At 36.5% G+C, this 18439-nt stretch carries 10 protein-coding genes; all 10 read left to right on the forward strand.

The genetic code is table 11. From position 1 onward, the window contains the following. The first annotated feature begins 51 nt into the window (after positions 1 to 51). Positions 52 to 741 carry a glycerophosphodiester phosphodiesterase gene (locus ACN0TY_RS04775; RefSeq protein ID WP_417443569.1) on the forward strand — a complete coding sequence of 230 codons (690 nt, stop codon included), beginning with the start codon at positions 52 to 54 and terminating at the stop codon, positions 739 to 741. A 104-nt stretch (positions 742 to 845) separates the two neighbouring features. Then, on the forward strand, positions 846 to 1178 hold the full coding sequence (locus ACN0TY_RS04780) for a type II toxin-antitoxin system RelE/ParE family toxin (RefSeq protein ID WP_417443570.1): 333 nt from the start codon (positions 846 to 848) through the stop codon (positions 1176 to 1178). A 10-nt stretch (positions 1179 to 1188) separates the two neighbouring features. Continuing rightward, entirely contained in the window at positions 1189 to 1521 is a 333-nt protein-coding gene (locus ACN0TY_RS04785; RefSeq protein ID WP_236957911.1) for a helix-turn-helix domain-containing protein, read from the forward strand. Positions 1522 to 1637: 116 nt separating this feature from the next. Continuing rightward, complete coding sequence (locus ACN0TY_RS04790) at positions 1638 to 2879, forward strand: hypothetical protein (RefSeq protein ID WP_417443571.1); 1242 nt, start codon at positions 1638 to 1640, stop codon at positions 2877 to 2879. A 295-nt stretch (positions 2880 to 3174) separates the two neighbouring features. Continuing rightward, a complete protein-coding gene (locus ACN0TY_RS04795; RefSeq protein ID WP_417443572.1) occupies positions 3175 to 7941 on the forward strand; it encodes a hypothetical protein in 4767 nt (1588 codons plus the stop codon). 87 nt (positions 7942 to 8028) lie between these two features. Then, positions 8029 to 8508: a hypothetical protein gene (locus ACN0TY_RS04800; RefSeq protein ID WP_417443573.1), complete on the forward strand. Its 480-nt coding sequence runs from the start codon at positions 8029 to 8031 to the stop codon at positions 8506 to 8508. Positions 8509 to 8601: 93 nt separating this feature from the next. Then, positions 8602 to 10647 (forward strand): fibronectin type III domain-containing protein, encoded by a 2046-nt coding sequence (locus ACN0TY_RS04805; RefSeq protein ID WP_417443574.1) that lies wholly within the window; start codon positions 8602 to 8604, stop codon positions 10645 to 10647. Positions 10648 to 10652: 5 nt separating this feature from the next. After that, positions 10653 to 15809: a T9SS type A sorting domain-containing protein gene (locus ACN0TY_RS04810; RefSeq protein WP_417443575.1), complete on the forward strand. Its 5157-nt coding sequence runs from the start codon at positions 10653 to 10655 to the stop codon at positions 15807 to 15809. A gap of 145 nt (positions 15810 to 15954) precedes the next feature. After that, on the forward strand, positions 15955 to 17298 hold the full coding sequence (locus tag ACN0TY_RS04815) for a PKD domain-containing protein (RefSeq protein ID WP_417443576.1): 1344 nt from the start codon (positions 15955 to 15957) through the stop codon (positions 17296 to 17298). A 10-nt stretch (positions 17299 to 17308) separates the two neighbouring features. Further along, the gene (locus ACN0TY_RS04820) at positions 17309 to 18421 is read left to right on the forward strand and encodes a hypothetical protein (RefSeq protein ID WP_417443577.1); all 1113 of its coding nucleotides are present in this window, start codon (positions 17309 to 17311) and stop codon (positions 18419 to 18421) included. Positions 18422 to 18439: the final 18 nt, after the last annotated feature.

The raw sequence follows: 18439 nt of genomic DNA on the forward strand, positions 1-18439 counted from the left end.
AAAGGATTGATTTTTGGTACACTTCTGGTACTTTTTCAAAGTTATAGTCAAATGGAAGAACCTATAGTTATAGGGCATCGTGGTGCGAAAGGACATATAGTTGAGAATAGTTTGCCTTCTATTGAGAAAGGAATAGAACTAGGCTCTGATGCTATAGAAATTGATGTTTTTAAAATAGCAGACGGTTCTGTAGTTGTATTTCATGATGATACCTTAGACCGATTAACAGAAGCTACTGGGGCTATAGAAAAGTACACAAAGTCTACGCTAGATGAAGTGCTTTTAGAAGGAGGAGTGAAAATTCCAACTTTAGAAGAGGTTTTAGATTTAATAGACAAGAGAGCGGTGCTTAATATAGAACTTAAAGGAGCTGGTACTGCTACACCAGTTTATAAGATCATGAAAAAGTACATGGCTGATCAAGGATGGAAGAAAGAAGACTTTATTATTTCTAGTTTTAAATGGGACGAATTGGAGGAAATGCGAGGTCTAGACAACGAAATTCCTATTGGAGTTCTCACCAGTAAAGATATGATCGGTGCTATGGAAGAAGCTAAAAAAATAAATGCCGTAGCGATACATCCTCATTTTAAAGCATTAACAAAAGAAAATGTAGCGGAAGCACAAAAGGAAGGATTTAAGATTTATACATGGACGGTAAATACTCCTGAGGATATAAAATTAGTAAAGTCGTTATATGTAGATGGTGTTATTACGGATTACCCTGAGCGCGTAAATTAAAGAGCAACATATTTCTATAATTGTTCGTGAACTAACTAACTAAAAGTTTCCATATAACTCAACTTTTAACTACATTTGTTTGAATATAACAACAAATAAGCTGTATGAAACCAAAATTTGAGGTGGTTTTTCTTGAACAAGCTATAGACTTTATATCCAAATTGGATGCTAAGGCGAAAAAGAAAATCTACTTCAATTTGGATAAAGCGAAACTCGAAAATAATCCTAAACTGTTTAAGAAGCTAACAAACGATATTTGGGAGTTTAGAACAATCTATCAAGGAGTTCAATACAGACTTTTTGCTTTTTGGGATAAAACAGACCATACTGAAACACTTGTGTTATCAACACATGGAATGATAAAGAAGGTGAGTAAGGTTCCAAAATCGGAAATTGAGAAAGCATTGAAGATAAGAGCTAAATATTTTGATGACTAAACTTAAAGTTATGGCAACAAAAAATAAGAAAATTAAAATGATGACACTTGACCAAATGAAGGACAAGGACATTGGAGAAATTGGAACACCAGAGAGAGATAAATACGAATTTGACTTGCGAATGGAAGTTCTTGGAGAAATGATAAAGTCTGTGCGTAAAGAGCGGAATTTAACGCAAGAACAACTTGGAGAATTGATAGGAGTACAGAAATCACAAATCTCCAAACTGGAAAGAAATACTAAAAATGTAACTATAGAAACGATTTTAAAGGTATTTAAAGCGTTGGAAGCAAATGTTAGATTTAGCGTGGAAATGAACGAATCTGAATTTAAAGTAGCATAATCTAACTAGCAGACATATAATAAGACTATCTAAAACCATCTTTTTAAATTTAAATAGATGGTTTTTCATTTTTGTGTATTTTTGAATAATCCCCCTCTACAATAAATTAGTATTCAATGAAAAAAGCGCTTGTATTATTACTGGTGAATGTAGCGGGAATCATAATTATTTCAGCACAAGAACGTTTTTTAAGTCTTCAGTCCAAAGACAGCATAAATGGTTCTCCTAGATATAAAACTAGTTTAGGGGCTAATTTAAAGTTGAATGGGTATTTTGATATTTTTGGAGGACTTCAAGATAGTGAGACTTTTAATATTGGAAATATTAATGTTTTTGGAACTGATGATTCCAAGAGCCTTAAAGTCGATATGTATCAAACTCAGATAAAATGGGAAACTAGCGTTGTTTTAAAAGATGGGAAGAAGATAAGTGCTGTAATAGAAACCGATTTCTGGGGTGGAGATGGACATATCCGATTAAGAAAGGCGTATGTAGAAACTGAGCATTGGCAAATTGGTCAGAATTGGAATAACTTCGGCGATGAGGTTTTATGGCCAGATATTATGGAATGGGAAGGACCTCCATCTGGGATATGGCTTAGAACGCCACACGTAAAATATAAGAATACACTTCGGAATGAGAATTTTATATATGAGATTAGTTTAGAGGCGCCAATGACCGATTATGAGCGCTTCCCAGATATAGAACCCTATGTAGAAGAAGCTACTCAGTTCACACCAGATCTTACTTTTGCAATGAAATACGAGAAGCCTTGGGGGCATATCAGACTGTCTTCCGTTTATAGACATATACGCTACAAACTGGATGGAAATGAAGATAGTTTTTTTGGTTACGGGTTTAGTCTTTCAGGGATATATAGCGCTGTAGAATCGAAAAATAACTTTCAGTATCAATTTGTTTCAGGAAAAGGAATTACCGCCTATATGACTACTATAGCAGGTCAAGGTTATGATGGTTACCCTACCGTTAATGATGATTTTAACGCGACTCCAGCTTTAGGAGGGTGGTCTTCTTACGAGTATTATTTTGCTCCAAAATGGCACAGTAGCTTTGTGCTAGGATATACTCAATATTATACAGATAATATGGAACGCTATATTGTTACCGATGAAATTGATTCAGGGGAATTGTTTTTAGACGGAGATGTAAAGAATTACCATTATTATGGAATTGTAAACCTTATGTTCGATCCATATGAGCGAATGACCGTTGGAGTGGAATTAGATTATGGAGTGAAAACCTTAGATGCACAAGGGCATTTAAACAATGTTTTTGTAGACGATAGCAAAACCCGAGATGCCATGCGGATAAGCTTCGGATTCATGTTTTATTTTTAATGCTTTAGTTTAATGATTAGATGTTTACTTTATACGTTTACATCTTAACAGCTACATTATTAGTGTCTTAAAGGGAGCATTTATTATTTAGATTAATGTGTTGGATAATAGAATTAGCTTGTTATGTGTCACAGAGTAGGTGGTCAATGAGTATATTGAGAAATATTTAATGTAATTCAACGAATTATTTTTTTACTCATAGTAAATATGTTATATTTGAAGCGAGTTTTAAGAAGTTTTTAATATAAAATATTAATTTTCTTGAAGTTGAGCCCTAAATGTAACTTATTAACCAATGAAGAAACTATTACTATGGTTATGTTTTTTTATTACCAACTTCTCCTTTTCAAATCATATTGAAAGAGGCACAATAGTTTATGGAGATACAGTTTCAAAAAGAGCAATACCGAAATCAATAATCAATACATATAATAATGCCTCATCTTCATTTTTAGGAAAACTAGAGGCTAAATTTCCTAGTACTAATCATACTAATAAAGAGCTAAGGCTTAATGATGAGCCTGAGTTTAATTGGGGGTATATTTCAGCTAATTATAAGACTAAAGATTCTGTTAATGCCCAAAGAAAGTTAGCTTCAGCTTCTTTTCAAGAGATTGAAGAAGGCGGTTTGTGGGTGGAGGAGTTTGGTAATGAAGATATTGTAGCCTTGCCAGTAGGAGTTAAAAGTTTCTTGGGTAATGTAGAGTATGCTATTGGGGTGGTAAAAGCAGAGATAACCCCTCAATTTACACGCCTCACAGTTTATGCAAGAGTGACAATCCCTCAAAGTAATAAGGAAGGAGCGCCTATAAAGTTGTTCTTTGGTGCTGATGACGTAAAATTATCACACCAGGGTGGAATTGTAGGGGATGCTAAATTAGTCCTTTTGGGAGATGTGCCAATTCCATTCAATGGAGGGAACTGGTTAGTGAATTTCCGTGGAGGCTTAGATATGAAAACGGGTGTTACTACAGATTTAACCTATGCCACCATCAACTGTGATGGTATAAAAGATATTTCACTAAACGGATTTGTTCAATTTTCTCGTCAATATATTCTTCCTGTCCTGCCGAATGGGCAAGTGGATGGATCCTCAGACAATCGTGTTCAGGCAGACTTTAATGTTACCGTGGAAGACTGGAATGATCTTTTGGTAGACGTTTCCTTGCAGCCATTTACAAGGTCTAAAATGAGAAACGGTAAGGACTATAATGGGAATTTCCTTTTTTACGTAAACAATGCAGTATTGGATTTTAGTGATCTTAGGAATTCTCCGAATGTATGGTTTCCAGAATATTATGGTGAAAAGGGGTTGTTGATGCCTAATCCAAGTACATGGCGAGGGGTTTTTATTGAGACTATTGATGTACGGCTACCTACAGAATTTAAAACTCAGGAATCAATATCCGCCCAGCAAAGAGTGGGTTTTGGTGCTCATAATATGATCATAGATTCTTATGGACTTTCGGGAACTTTTTATGCCGATCATCTGTTTCAAATGGATGAAGGGAGAACCAATGAGCAAAGTGCTTGGGCGTATTCTTTGGACCATATAGAGGTCAGTTTGGCAGCAAACCAATTCGTAGGAGCAGAAATGGACGGGCGTATTCTGATGCCCGTCTCCAAAGAAACCAATGAAAATGGCACAGTAGGACTTAGGTATTTAGGTCTTATCACCGAGGAAGAGTATATGCTTCAAGTGGCTACAGATTCGGTTGTGGATTTCAATTTGTGGAAAGCTAAAGGGCAGCTATTTCCAAATAGTGGCATAGAATTAAGAGTAGCAGATGGAAAATTCCGCCCGAAGGCTATTCTAAATGGACGCATTGCTATTTCCGCGAGCCAAAAGGAAACCATAGTAAATGAAGGGAAACCTGCTCCCACAGAGCAAGATTCTACTGCGATGGTTCAGTTTAAAGGCATAGAGTTTCAAAATTTTGTACTACAAACAGAAAGTCCGGTGCTCTCCATTGAATACTTGGGTTATAAAGACGAGGTTAAGTTCGGAAATTTTCCAGTATCTATATCGGATATTGAATTAATGGCTCCTCCAAATTCTAATGGGGCAGCACTTTGGTTTGACCTTAATATAAACTTAATGGATGGAGCGGGGTTTGGAGGCTCTACTAGACTTGGGATTTTGTCAGTAAATGAAGAAATAAGTTATCAACAGCGTTGGCAATATGACGGGTTGGATTTTAAAACTATAGCTGTCTCTGCTAATATGGGTGCTTTTGCATTTAATGGATCCCTAACGATTATGGATAATGACCCGGAATATGGGGATGGTTTTGCGGGTGATCTTAAAGCAACTTTTAAAGGTACGGCCGGTGTAGAAGTAAGTGCCAAGGGAATTTTTGGAAGGGTGGACGGATATCGCTATTGGTACTTTGATGCAAGTGTAAATAATTTGGCTCCACCTGGAACCCCGGGATTGATAATCCCAAAAGGGTTTGCCGGAGGGGCGTATTACAAAATGAAGCGCAGGGGGTTTGGTTCCGATTTTTCACCTTCAGGACTCTCTTATGTGCCGAATAGAAACCAAGGTCTTGGTGTAAAGGCGATGATGATGTGTTCCATTGCAGCCAGCAATGTAGTGGATGCAGGTGCTGGATTCGAAATACTTTTTAATAAACATGGAGGTGTCTCCCGTATGGGATTTTTTGGACAGGCTAAATTCATGGCAGATTTACCTCTTGGGGATGACATCAATGCACTTATGGATAAAGTGAAAGAAAATGCTCCCTCTTTGGATGATTTTATAAACATTGACCCGAATTCCTCCATAGCAAAAGTAGGCAAGCCATTTCTTCAAAAGGCGGATATGAGTTTCCCTAATATCAGTACCGAGATTGGCGTGGAAGCGAGTTTGGGTATCGAGTACGATTTTCAGAATGCAACTTTACATGGTGAGTTAGATGTCTATGTAAATGTTGCAGGGGGAGTAGTACAAGGTCGTGCAAGCCGAGGAAGAGCTGGTTGGGCTGTATATCACTCATCACCTCAGGAATGGTATCTCCATGCAGGAACCCCAACAGATAGGCTAGGTTTGTATATTGGAGTCGGTCCCATAAGGGCAAAATCAGGTGGTTATTTTATGATTGGCGACAAGATTCCAGGGAGTCCGCCACCACCGCCAGAGGTTGCAGCAATTCTTAAAGAAGACGTACAGAGCCTTGACTATATGAGAGACTTGAATGCCCTTGGCGATGGACGTGGCTTTGCCTATGGATCGGATTTTTCCGTGGATACTGGGGATTTAAATTTCTTGATACTCTATGCTAGTTTTAAAGCTGGTGCAGGTTTTGATATTATGTTGAAGGACTATGGAAATACTGCTTGTGCTAACCGTGGCGGCGATCAGATTGGAATAGATGGTTGGTATGCCAACGGCCAGGCCTATGCATTTCTTCAGGGGGAGTTGGGAATTAATGTGAAATTATTTTTTGCAAGGAAAAAAATACCAATTATAAAGGGTGCTGCTGCTGTATTATTGCAAGCGAAAGCACCAAACCCTGTTTGGATGAAAGGCTATGTGGCTGGGGATTACAATTTACTTGGAGGTTTGATTAAAGGGAATTTCCGTTTTAAACTTACTATTGGGGAAGAATGTGAACTCATGAATGCTTCACCCTTAGGCGGAATGAAAATTATTGCTGATGTAACCCCTTCAGACGGAGGTAAAGATATTGATGTGTTTGCTGCCCCGCAGGCTACTTTTTCAATGAAAGTAAATGAACCTATTGTAATTCCTGAAGATGATGGCGATAAAACATATAAGATTATTGTTGAAAAATTCAGGATTTTACATAATGGAAAGGAAATTCCTGGGGAAATAAAATGGGGCTTAAACGGTGATAGGGGTACTTTTATGTCCTCTGATATCTTGCCTCCGCATCAACCGATGAAAGTGGAGGTAGAAGTGAGTTTTCAGGAATACGTAAACGGAAGTTACAAACCAATTATAGTTGACGGCAAAAAGGCGATAGAGACAGAAGTACGAAATTTTACAACAGGTGAGGCACCGACTTTTATACCACTACATAATATTCAATATTCATATCCAGTGGTAGAGCAAAAGTATTTTTTGCAGAACGAATATAAAAAAGGGTACATACAATTAGAGCGGGGACAGGATTACCTCTTTGATTTGGCGGAATGGGAAACTGCGGTAAAGGTCTTTGACGAGACGGGAAGCGAATCAAAAGTACAGTTCAATTACGATACAGCCAATAATAAGGTTTTTTATGATTTCCCGAAAGTGGCCAATGACAGGAAACTGAAGATGGTCATTGTAAGTTCCACAAAATCTCAAAGTTCTACAGGAGAAACTTCAAGATATCGTGCGAAAGATGTAGGTGACGGTAACGACGTAGAAATACGCCAAAATGTGGCCGAAAGTGTTATAAAAGAGGGTGAGATAGAGCGGTTAAGTTATGAATTTAAAAGCAGCAAATTTGACACTTTTAAAGATAAAATAAATGATATCAATACGGTAAACCAAAACTGGGGGAAAATTTATTCGGATGTGATTTTCTTGGCAAACAGAATCCAAAGTGATGAGACCTTTGACTTGGCAGAACTCACTGGAAATGAATTTACCGATAACAAACCTTTGGTAAATGTAAGAGCAACTCTTGCTGACGATTATTTTAAAAAGGATATTAATCCTCCCTTATACAGCAAATATCCTATTGGCGGGAAGTATAGGTTAAAGAATAGGGAAGAAAGTGAGTATGGGACACCACCAAGTAGAGCGGTTCCTATATTATCTCATTATTTAACAAGTGTACAATATGGTACCGATCAGGGTTGGAAATTGACCAACTTTCCGTATTTCTATAATCTACCGCTTGTGTACAAGCAGGACTGGGTGGACCTGCGTTCCCAAGTGTTGAACGATAAGGTAAATGGGAATATACAATCTTTTAGCTTTTTAGATGAAGATTATTATTTTATACGTTATGGGAAGTACACTATCAATATGCAATATGTGCTGCCTGGAGACATCCAAGGGACTAGCATAGAATACGATTTTAAAAACAACAACAGGTTTAGGTAAAGAAATTTTTCAAGGTAAACGTGCAGCCTTGATAAACAGATGGACAAATGCACAAAATTGATGAATAGCAATTTAAATTTTAAAACAATGAAAAAAGTAATGTTTTTAGTAATGGTGGCAATAATGCCATTTGTAGCCTGTAGTAGTGATGATGATAATGGGGGACAAGATGAAATTATTGGAAAGTGGAGAGAAGTAAAAAGTATTGGTAAAGAGTATGTAGAAGGAGAATTGGTCAGTACAGAAGAGGTAACAGCTACCGATGAAGATTATTCTGAAGTCGAATATAAAGCTGATGGGACTTTTACTGAATTTTATTCAGAATCCTATACTTCAGGAGGGGAAAAAGTAGTAGAAATAAGTACTGATGGTGGTACTTATGAAGTTTCAGGTGATAAAATCATTACAGTTTATTCTCCAGACGAAAATGGTGAGAATGGTGGATCATTTGAAACTCAATTTTCCATTTCAGGAGATATACTTACCACTTTTTCAGTTGATGAAGGAGTAGATTATGAAGGTAAAAGTTACAGAGAAGAGTATACTACAGAATTTCAAAAGCTTTAGTGTTTAGATTCAAACTTATCAGAGATTTTAATGCTTCTAAGTTATACATATTCAAATAGAACGATATTATTCAGTTTGCTAGGGTTTTTGTTCGTGTCCATATTACAGGCACAATATGCCCCAGCGCAGGCAGATACTTCTGCCGTTCAATTAAAGGCACGTTTCCAACAGGACAAAATACTGTTGCGGTGGGCAGTGGACAGGCCTTTGGAATGGCAAAAAGCCAATAATTATGGTTTTTATTTGGATAAGTACGTGTTTAAAAGAAACGGGGTTAGGGTTGAGTCTTTGGAAAAAGTAAACCCTACCCCCATTTTTATCAAAGCCGATCCCGTTGAGGCATGGGAGCAAATCGTGGCAGAAGACGATTATGCCGCCGTTATTGCTCAGGCGCTTTATGGCGAAGGTTTTGAAGTGGAAGGCACAAATCAAGGTGCTATCGCCCAAATTGTAAATACTGCACAAGAAATTGAGCAACGGTTCTCTTTCGGTCTCTATGCAGCTGATATGAATTTTGAAGCTGCTGTAAAAGCAGGATGGGGTTTTGTGGATTCCGAAGTACAACCGGGGGTAGAATATATTTATCAGGTAAGAACCGCCATCCCAAAAGAAATGGCCACCGTTAAAAGTGCATCCGTTTTGGCGAGCATCGATAAATACGAGGAGCTCCCACAGCCCATGGGTTTACATGGCGTTTGGAGCGATAAAAATGTAATGCTTACATGGGAGTATGCGCTTTTTAAAAGTGTTTATACTTCATATAATATTGAGCGTTCCGAGGATGGAAAAAGCTTTAAGGAACTGAGCCCAATACCTATTGTTAACCTTAATGACAAACCCAATGCCCCTGCCAAACGCATGTTTTATGCGGATACTTTGGCAAACAATAAAAAAAAATATTATTACAGGGTTTACGGTATCTCGCCATTTGGAGAGAAAGGGCCTTATTCCGAAGTGATTTCAGGAAATGGGATTCCCGCCCTTGTGCACACCCCCAGGATTTCCAACTTCGAATGGACTAATAACCAAAATGAAGCCCTCATTAAATGGGAATACCCTAAAGAAGGAGAAGCCCTTATCACCAAGTTTACAATGACACGATCCGATCAGGATTCTGGACTTTACGAAATCATATTCGATAGCATTCCCAAACACAAAAGGGAAATACTGTATTCGGAATTGAACCCTTCCAACTATATAAAGATACAGGCCGTTGGTAAAAACAATCAGATGAAGCAATCCTTTTCAACGTTGGTACAGCCCATGGATTCCATTCCACCTTCAGTTCCTATCGGACTTGAAGGCAGGATAGATAGTTTAGGTGTAGTACAGATTTCCTGGAAACCTAACACCGAAAAGGATATGTTAGGGTACCGTGTATTCAGAAAAAATATTGAAAATGAAGAACCGGTACAATTAACGGTTTCCCCTGTGGAGAGCACTTCCTTTAAAGATACTGTTCAGTTAAAATCACTGAACAGTAAAGCATACTACAGTATAGTAGCGGTGGATAAGAGGTTTAACCAGTCCGATTTTTCACAGACCCTGGTATTGGAAAAGCCAGATGTGGTACCGCCATCATCCCCTATATTTATCAATTATCAAGTGGAAAATGGTACGGTAAATTTAGTATGGGAACCTAGCACGGAAGAGGATGCGACACATAACCTGTATCGTAAGAATTTGACTGATGATATGGCATGGGAAATTGTCTTTTATACCAACGATACCATTATAAAATACAGGGATAGTGAAGTGGAAAATAGAAAAACCTATCGCTATGCTATTATGGCCATTGATAAAAGCGGATTGGAGTCCGAGCCATCTACCCCTATTACGGTAACGGTAGCCACTATTGAACCCAAGGAATATCTTAAATCGGTGAATGGTTATGCCGATAGGGAAAACCATTATATAGAACTCAACTGGAAATTGCAGCAAGAAGAAGATGTTGCCGAAGTTACCATTTACAAAGCTGTAAAAGACCAGCCACCCACTATATTTAGGGTATTGCCTATTCATATAACAGAAATACAGGATAAAAATATTAATCCAAATAATGACTATTCCTATCTTTTCCGCGCTATCCTTAAAACAGGGGAATTTTCTAAGCTGGAAACTATAGTCATAAAATATTAAGTAGGATGAAGAGAGGGGTATTATTTTTTATTATTTTTTTTTGTGTAGCTTGTTTGTTTTCTCAGAATAAGTATAAATTATATTGGACACTTGATATCCCTAATCAGGATTGTAATTGTAGAGATGGAGGTATTAAGGAATTAATAATAAAATCGTCATCCAATATTAAATATTTATATGCTGAAAATAATCAGTTATGGAGTGCTTTTGGAGAAACCCACCGAGGGACGGTAGAGATGTATTTAGGTAATACTATTACATTTGAAATAAGAACATCCTCTAATATAAAAAATGCTCAAAGAGATTGTTCATCAGAGTATATAAGGACATTTAACGTTGAAGATATTATATGTCCAAGCAAAACCTTTACACCTAGAGCTATTAAGAAAAAAACTTTTCAAGCTGATGCAACATGTTTTGAGTTAAGCTTTACCTTTGATCATGCAGAACCAATAATAGATTTAATACAACCTAATAATGTGATTATTGGATATGATGACCCATTCAATATTAGTGTGGCAGGGAATTCTAAAGGGTTTTCCGATTCATCATATAATTGGCAATATCATGTAGAGGGAGATCAAGTATGGGTAGAAAGACCATTTGGAGTTGGACGTTGGGTGGATGTTTGGCAGAACTTACCTGCATGGACACAAGGAGAAAACAGCTTCGATATTACTCCTAATACTTTTTTAGGCAAAGAAGATATAAATAAAGAAATTAGATTTAGAATAAAATCATGCCAGGGGTATATATCAAATGACAATATATTTTACAATTTAAGAAAATCAGCCCCAAAGATACTATATAGTGAAGTGAGCCCTCCTAAATGTTATAATTCAAAAGGCTCTGTAAAGTTATTCTTCAATAGACAATTGGACTTAGGAGAGAAAATTAGTTATGTGATTTCCGACAAAACCAAATCTGCAGGTTCAACAGGAGGTGTCCCTTATTATACGCCATTATTCACAAAAGACAATTTAGAGATTTTTGAACAGGAAAACGGTCGTTTTTTTATAGAGATTGGTGAACTCGATCCAAGCGATAGTTACTTTTATGAAATGATTGGTTTTGGAGAGGATACTGACTATAGAGGTGAAGACGGAGGACCTTTTGATATTGAGGATTCTCAGTTTAAAGGAAAGTCGTATTTTACTGATGGTCAAGATCATTCTACTAACATAGCAATTATACGCCCGACGCCTGTGGACTTTTCTATGACCAGTTCTACCGATGTAAAATGTTATGGGGAAAGGAATGGGAGTATATCTATAGAAGCGAGCGGGGGTAATGTAAACGGAACCTATCAGTATCAATTGTTTAAGGACGGAAACTTATTTAGGGATTGGACTTCATTTTCTTCAGTAAATACGTCCATGATTTCAGGCTTGTCGATAGGTAGTTATATAGTAAAAGTTCAAGATGCAAATAATTGTATATCAAGAGAGATAGAGAGAGATAATTCAGGAAGCATTATAGGTTTAGGAGATGAAAAAGAGATCGAACAGACCATCAATGAGCCTCTTCCTTTAACAACCACCATTGTTGATAATGAAATCCAAGAACCTACAGCCTACGGTTTTACCGATGGAGTTGTCTCCGTAGAAATAGTAGGCGGAAATCACAATAATACAGGATATAATGTTGCTTGGTATAAAAATGAAAACCTGATAAGCAATCCAACAATTGAAAGAACAACTTCAGGAACGGAAGCTTCTTTTATATATATAGAACGTTTTTTAGGGGTAGGAGAGGGGAAATATAGAGCAGTTATCACCGATGATAATGGCTGCACAACTTCAATTGAATATGATTTAGGACAACCAGACCCCTTGGAAGTGTTCATTACGGTTGAAAATCCGATTTCCTGTAATGACGGAAATACAGAAAGTTTGACCAAAATTGAAGATGGGGTTTTAAAAGCAGTAGCTTCAGGTGGAGTGGGTAACTACACTTATACTTGGAAATGGCGGGAAAGCACAAACGATAGTTGGACGATCTTAACATCTCCACCAAGTATTGAGAATGAGAGTGTTTTTAAAGATTTAGGAAAGGGGCAATATGCAGTGAATGTAAAGGATGATAACGGTATAGAGCTAGGAATATATACCGATAATGATTTAAGTAGTATTGTTCGTAAAGACTCCCTTTTCATTTTAAATGAACCAGAACCTATTGTAATAGTAGCCGATTCGCAAAGCGTATTATGTAAAAATGGTAATAATGGATGGATCGATGTATCTGTGTCTGGGGGAACATTAAAAAACGGTGAAAATTATCGCTATGAATGGAGTAATGGTAAAATAGGTTCAAAAATAGAAAACCTTACCGCTGGGACTTATGGAATATATGTTTATGATTCCAATGATTGTTATGCATATAAAGAATTTAATATAACGGAACCTCTCGAAGAACTTCAATTAGCTATTGTAGGTTACAAACAGCCCAAAGCAACAGGACTTACTGATGGATACATTCAATACAAAGTTACAGGAGGAACACCAAATTTAAACAAAACGTATAATTATAATTGGACAGATGGTGATGGGGTGAATTTGAATTCTAAAGTTACCGATTCGTTGGCAAGCAATGGATATTTTATTAAATTAAATAATATTGGAAAAGGAGATTATTATTTAACGGTTACAGATGCTAATTATGTAAAAACAACTAGCAATATTGCTTGTACAGCAAAAGAGGAATTCAAGATGGATGAGCCAGATCCACTAGAACTAATTATAAGCGAAACCAAAGTAATTTCATGTAATACATTGAACGAGTATGGAAATCCATTTTCTGATGGTGCTTTAACCGCAAGTGCTAAGGGAGGCGTAATATTACAACCCAATGAGAACAGAGGGTTGCCATATTTTTATACATGGAAAAAGAAAAATATTGATGGTACTTGGAAAGTCTTAACTAATCAAACCGATAGTATAGCTACTAATCTTAATGCAGGGGAATATGCAGTAAATATTGAAGATGCCAATGGGGTAGTTTTAGGAACTTATGGTATTAATAATGAGTTAGAGCAGGAAATTGATATACTTTATACTTTAGAAGAACCACCATTATTAGAAATAGCTACTATTCAACAGAATGTATACTGCTTTGCCGGGAGCGATGGCTGGGCAGAAGTTAGAATTACAGGCGGAACAGCGCCCTATATAATTAAATGGAGTAATGAAGATACTACGGCAAGAGCAACAGGACTTAGTGCAGGAAATTATGAAGTTTATGTAACCGATTCTCGTGGGTGTGAAGCAATTGCACATGTAAATATTACAGAGCCAGAAAGGCCAGTTTCTATTTCTTATTCTAAGCATAATAGACCAACTAGTATTGGTGCTAACGATGCTTGGATTGAAGCAGTTATTTCTGGAGGAACCCCTTTTGTAGATGGCACTTATACTTATTATTGGGAAAATAAAGATGGTACAAGTCTTATTGCGCAAACATCCACAGAAATAATAAATAATACCTATGTTGTTCGCTTGAATAACATCTCTGCAGGTACTTATTATTTAACAGTTCAAGATAAAAATCATGAAATAGCGACAACCAAACAGGGATGCACCCATGCTAATAGTGATTTTATTATTTATGAACCCATTGAAGCCATTATTGAAATTGAAATACCAATTTCTTGTAATGCTGATAATGAGTATCAAGATCCTTATAGCGATGGAGCATTAGTAGCTCATATTCAAGGAGGAGTACCCTTTGAAAGCGGGCTACCATATATATATCATTGGAAAAAGCAAAAAGAAGATGGGCAATGGGAAGATTTAATAGATCAGTTGGATAGTATTGCCATAGACTTAAACGATGGGAATTATGCTTTGAATGTTGAAGATTCCAAGGGTACGGTAATGGGAACCTACACCAGTGACGATTTAATAAGTGCGATTGATAGTACATACTATTTTAAAGAACCAGATTTATTAGAGTTAGCGTTCTCTTCAACAGAAATAAGTTGCGATGCTGGTAATAATGGTACTGCACAAGTTTTTATAAGTGGTGGGGTTGCTCCTTATGATATAAAATGGTCAAATGGAGAAACCACATCGAAGATTAATAATCTAATAGGAGGAAGTTACTTTGTTTTTGTTACCGACAGTCGTGGTTGCGAAGTAAGTGGAAATATTGAAGTTTCTCAACCTGGAGGCCTTCAGCTTGACGTTGCAGTCCAAAAAAATCCTACCTGTTATGAGGGGGATGATGGGGAAATTGCCATAAATGTAGCGGGAGGGATTGCTCCTTACCAATATCAATGGAATACAGGGGAGACTATTAATCGACTGTCAAATCTTATGCAAGGAACATACACTTTAAAAATAATAGATAGTGAAGGTTGTGTAGCATTTAAAGAAATTATTTTAGAAGATCCAGATCCTGTTTTTATCGATTTAGGTGAAGATAGAACTTTGTGTAATGGTCAAGAGTATACATTAGATATTTCTATAGAAGACCCAGGAGCTAGTTATTATTGGGAGTCGGATAATGGATATAATAGCACGAATGCTAAAGTATCATTAAACAAAGCAGGGACTTATACCGCGACGATAACTACTTCTTTAGGATGTATTGGTACGGATCAAATAGTTATACAAGAGAGTGATGTTGCTATTGATGCCGATTTTTTAATTACCTCGCAGGCCTTTGTTAATGAAGAAGTAGTGTTAGTAAACGTGAGTAGCCCGTTAGGGGAAGCAACTGAATGGAATGTGCCCGATGGAGTATCTATTGTATCAGAAAGTAATGAAGCTATCATATTAAAATTTAACAAAGTAGGGATGTACGATGTGCGTCTGCGAACCATGGAGGGAGATTGTTTCCAAGACTATAATAAACAAATTATTGTTGAAGAGCCAATCGATTTAGTGGGCATAGGTGATGCAGAGCAGCCTTTTTTAAAGAAATTTATGGTATATCCAAATCCATCTGATGGAAATTTTCAAGTGGAAATTGAATTAGAAGAATCCGCGGATGTAGCGTTACGAATTATTAGCTTGTTAACAGCAGATGTATCTAGTACAAGAACAATGAATAATAAGAATAATTATTTAGAGTCTTATAATACAGCCTTAGCATCTGGAACATATATTTTATTATTGGAGACCCCAAAAGGAAATGAGGTTAGAAGGATCGTCATTAAATAAATGAGGAATCAGAAGATAATAAATAAGATGCTGTTTCCAAAAGCTCAGTAATACAAATAATGAATTATTGCACAGAGCCTGTATAAGTGAGGTTTAACTAAATTAGGAAGTGAGAATTAATACATGCATAATTAAATTAAAATTTATGATAAGCATATGTTTGCTTATGATAAGTTCTTGTACTAAAGAACAAGCTATTCCTGTGGAAGTAGATTATGATGTGATAGTACTAAATGAAGATTACTCAACTCCTGTTCAAGTAAAAATCAGTAATAAAACTACTGGTGCAGATGCTTATGAGTGGACTTTTGACGGTAGTACTTCCAATACCATGAATACTAGTCGTAATCCAGGAACTATTGTTTATGAAAAAGGAGGTGATTATCTTATAAAGCTAGAGGCAACCAATCAAGATGGGGAAATGGGCGAGAAATCGGTTCCCATAACTATTTTTGATGGAATTGATTTGAGCTTTGATACAGAAATTATAAAAGATAGTTTTTCTCCAGTAGAAGTGAAATTAACTAATAATACTATCGGTGCAACTAGTTATAAATGGACTTTTGATGGAGGGACTCCAGAGGAATCATCAGAAAGGCATCCAGAAAATATAATTTTTACTGAACCGGGTAAGCATATAATTTTATTGGAGGCAAGTACAGGTTTTGAAAGTAATAGCCAACAACAAACTATTACGGTTGCTCCATATTTGGAAGCTGATTTTGATTGGGATGTAGCTTTTGAAGATGACGATTATCAAGCTCCAGTAACCCTGACGATGGTTAACAATAGTATTAGTGCTACCGGATATCAATGGATTTTTGAGGGAGGTTTACCACAAACATCAACAGAAGAAGCTCCTACGGTAACGTTTGACACATCCGGAATACATTCCATCACCCTAAAAGCTACCAACGGGAAGGAAACTAAAGAAATTACCAAAACAGTTGAAGTTTCTCTAAACACCAATATAAGAGCATTCAAGGACGTAAAACTGGGCATTAATACGGCGCATAATGGCGATAACATTGGCGCATTTTTTTCTACGAAGAATCGAAAAGTTTATTCGCAAGGGGAAGTTAGTAGTGAAATAGGAGAAGATATAGAGATTGTATTCTTTGGGCTTGACGAAGCTTTTAGCTTTAATAAATTTATATCTCCCGATAAGGTTGTTGGGGAAACATCGTTTGCGCCAATACCCAATGCTCAAGCCACCAAGTTTATCAATTCACAGGAAAATTGTGGTTGTGGTACTTCCCTCTCGGTTGCGGAATTTGACGCAATGGAAGACGATGGTTTGTTAAAAAACTTAATCATAGAGGAAACCAACGGGGGTTCACAACATTTTACAGCGGAGCTGCAACCTAGAATTATTCTGTTCCAAACTGCCGATGGGAGAAAAGGAGCCATCAAAGTAAAAGAGTTTAAAAATGAAGGGAGCAATTCCTATATATTGATTGATATTAAAACCCAAAAAGAGCCTAATTAAAATTAAGAAAATGAAAAACAAATTATTATTATTATTCCTGATGTTAACATTGGTATTAGCTTGTTCAAAAGATGAAGAAAATCTAGAAGATATAGAAGCAATTGAATGGAGTGTCGAAATAGGTAATGTTACAGCCACTTCTGTAACATTTAGTGATTATTCGCTTCGAGGTGGGCAAAGGTCTAAGTTTGGATATAGAAAAATTGGGGATGATAACTTTTCTCATTTTGAAATTAGCACGGATGGATTAACAGGTTTGGAACCTTTAACAGATTATGAGATAAGAATATTCGAACTAGGAACAGCTAATTATTCCTCTAAAGTAGTTTCTTTTACAACGTTACCATTTGATGCTGACTACAGCTCATTTAATAGTGATACTGTACAGGATACCATTGCTTCTTATGAGGGGTTTGAACATTCTTTTAAAGTAATTAACGAACTGGATGCTGAATCATCAATTTCCGGTAGGTTGAAATCAACAGCTGCACATGAGGATGTGATGGTTCAAAACATTAAATTAGAGAATGGGATGGTTTATTTTACTGTTCCAGAGAATATTATTCCAGACGGTCCGTATGAGTACAAAAGGGAATATTATTTAGAGTTAATGATCAATGGAAAACCATATTCTTTTGGTGAGAACGCAAAAGGGGAAAATGTAAAAATATTCATGGTTTACAATAAAAAGCCCTTTATAGAGAATGTAAAAGTTAAATTAATTAACAATGGGGGCACTTTATGTAACAATTTGTCTTTATATAATATCCAGCTAGAAGGTGCTTTCCTGTCTCATGTAGAGGATCACCTGTCATCTACATGTTTTATAGATGATAGTTCTTTGAGAACTATAATAACAAATACCGAAACTAATGAACTATTGATGTATCAAATAGATGATAATACAATTTGTAGAAAAATTGGGAGAAGAAACTGGGAAGATTACAAAAAGGACGATGAGGAAGATTTCTTTTTAACATATCAATACACGAATTGGATAGGTTTGAATGATTTTATATCCGAACATGGATTGCACCCTGGGGAATACTCAATAAGAGTGGTTTTTGAAAAAGGTGATGAATTCTATGAAACCAATGAGTTTCTTTTCACCATTGAAGAATAATTGATTAAGATAAGTCCA

Origin of the sequence: Joostella sp. (assembly GCF_048266025.1) — a bacterium.
Classification (GTDB): domain Bacteria; phylum Bacteroidota; class Bacteroidia; order Flavobacteriales; family Flavobacteriaceae; genus Galbibacter; species Galbibacter atrarenae.

What these genes read in the sequence shown, in the direction of transcription:
- ACN0TY_RS04820 (WP_417443577.1), top strand. Translation starts at nt 17,309, where the DNA reads ATGAAAAACAAATTATTATTATTATTCCTGATGTTAACATTGGTATTA.
- ACN0TY_RS04795 (WP_417443572.1), top strand. Translation starts at nt 3,175, where the DNA reads ATGAAGAAACTATTACTATGGTTATGTTTTTTTATTACCAACTTCTCC.
- ACN0TY_RS04810 (WP_417443575.1), top strand. Translation starts at nt 10,653, where the DNA reads ATGAAGAGAGGGGTATTATTTTTTATTATTTTTTTTTGTGTAGCTTGT.
- ACN0TY_RS04800 (WP_417443573.1), top strand. Translation starts at nt 8,029, where the DNA reads ATGAAAAAAGTAATGTTTTTAGTAATGGTGGCAATAATGCCATTTGTA.
- ACN0TY_RS04775 (WP_417443569.1), top strand. Translation starts at nt 52, where the DNA reads ATGGAAGAACCTATAGTTATAGGGCATCGTGGTGCGAAAGGACATATA.
- ACN0TY_RS04785 (WP_236957911.1), top strand. Translation starts at nt 1,189, where the DNA reads ATGGCAACAAAAAATAAGAAAATTAAAATGATGACACTTGACCAAATG.
- ACN0TY_RS04815 (WP_417443576.1), top strand. Translation starts at nt 15,955, where the DNA reads ATGATAAGCATATGTTTGCTTATGATAAGTTCTTGTACTAAAGAACAA.
- ACN0TY_RS04790 (WP_417443571.1), top strand. Translation starts at nt 1,638, where the DNA reads ATGAAAAAAGCGCTTGTATTATTACTGGTGAATGTAGCGGGAATCATA.
- ACN0TY_RS04780 (WP_417443570.1), top strand. Translation starts at nt 846, where the DNA reads ATGAAACCAAAATTTGAGGTGGTTTTTCTTGAACAAGCTATAGACTTT.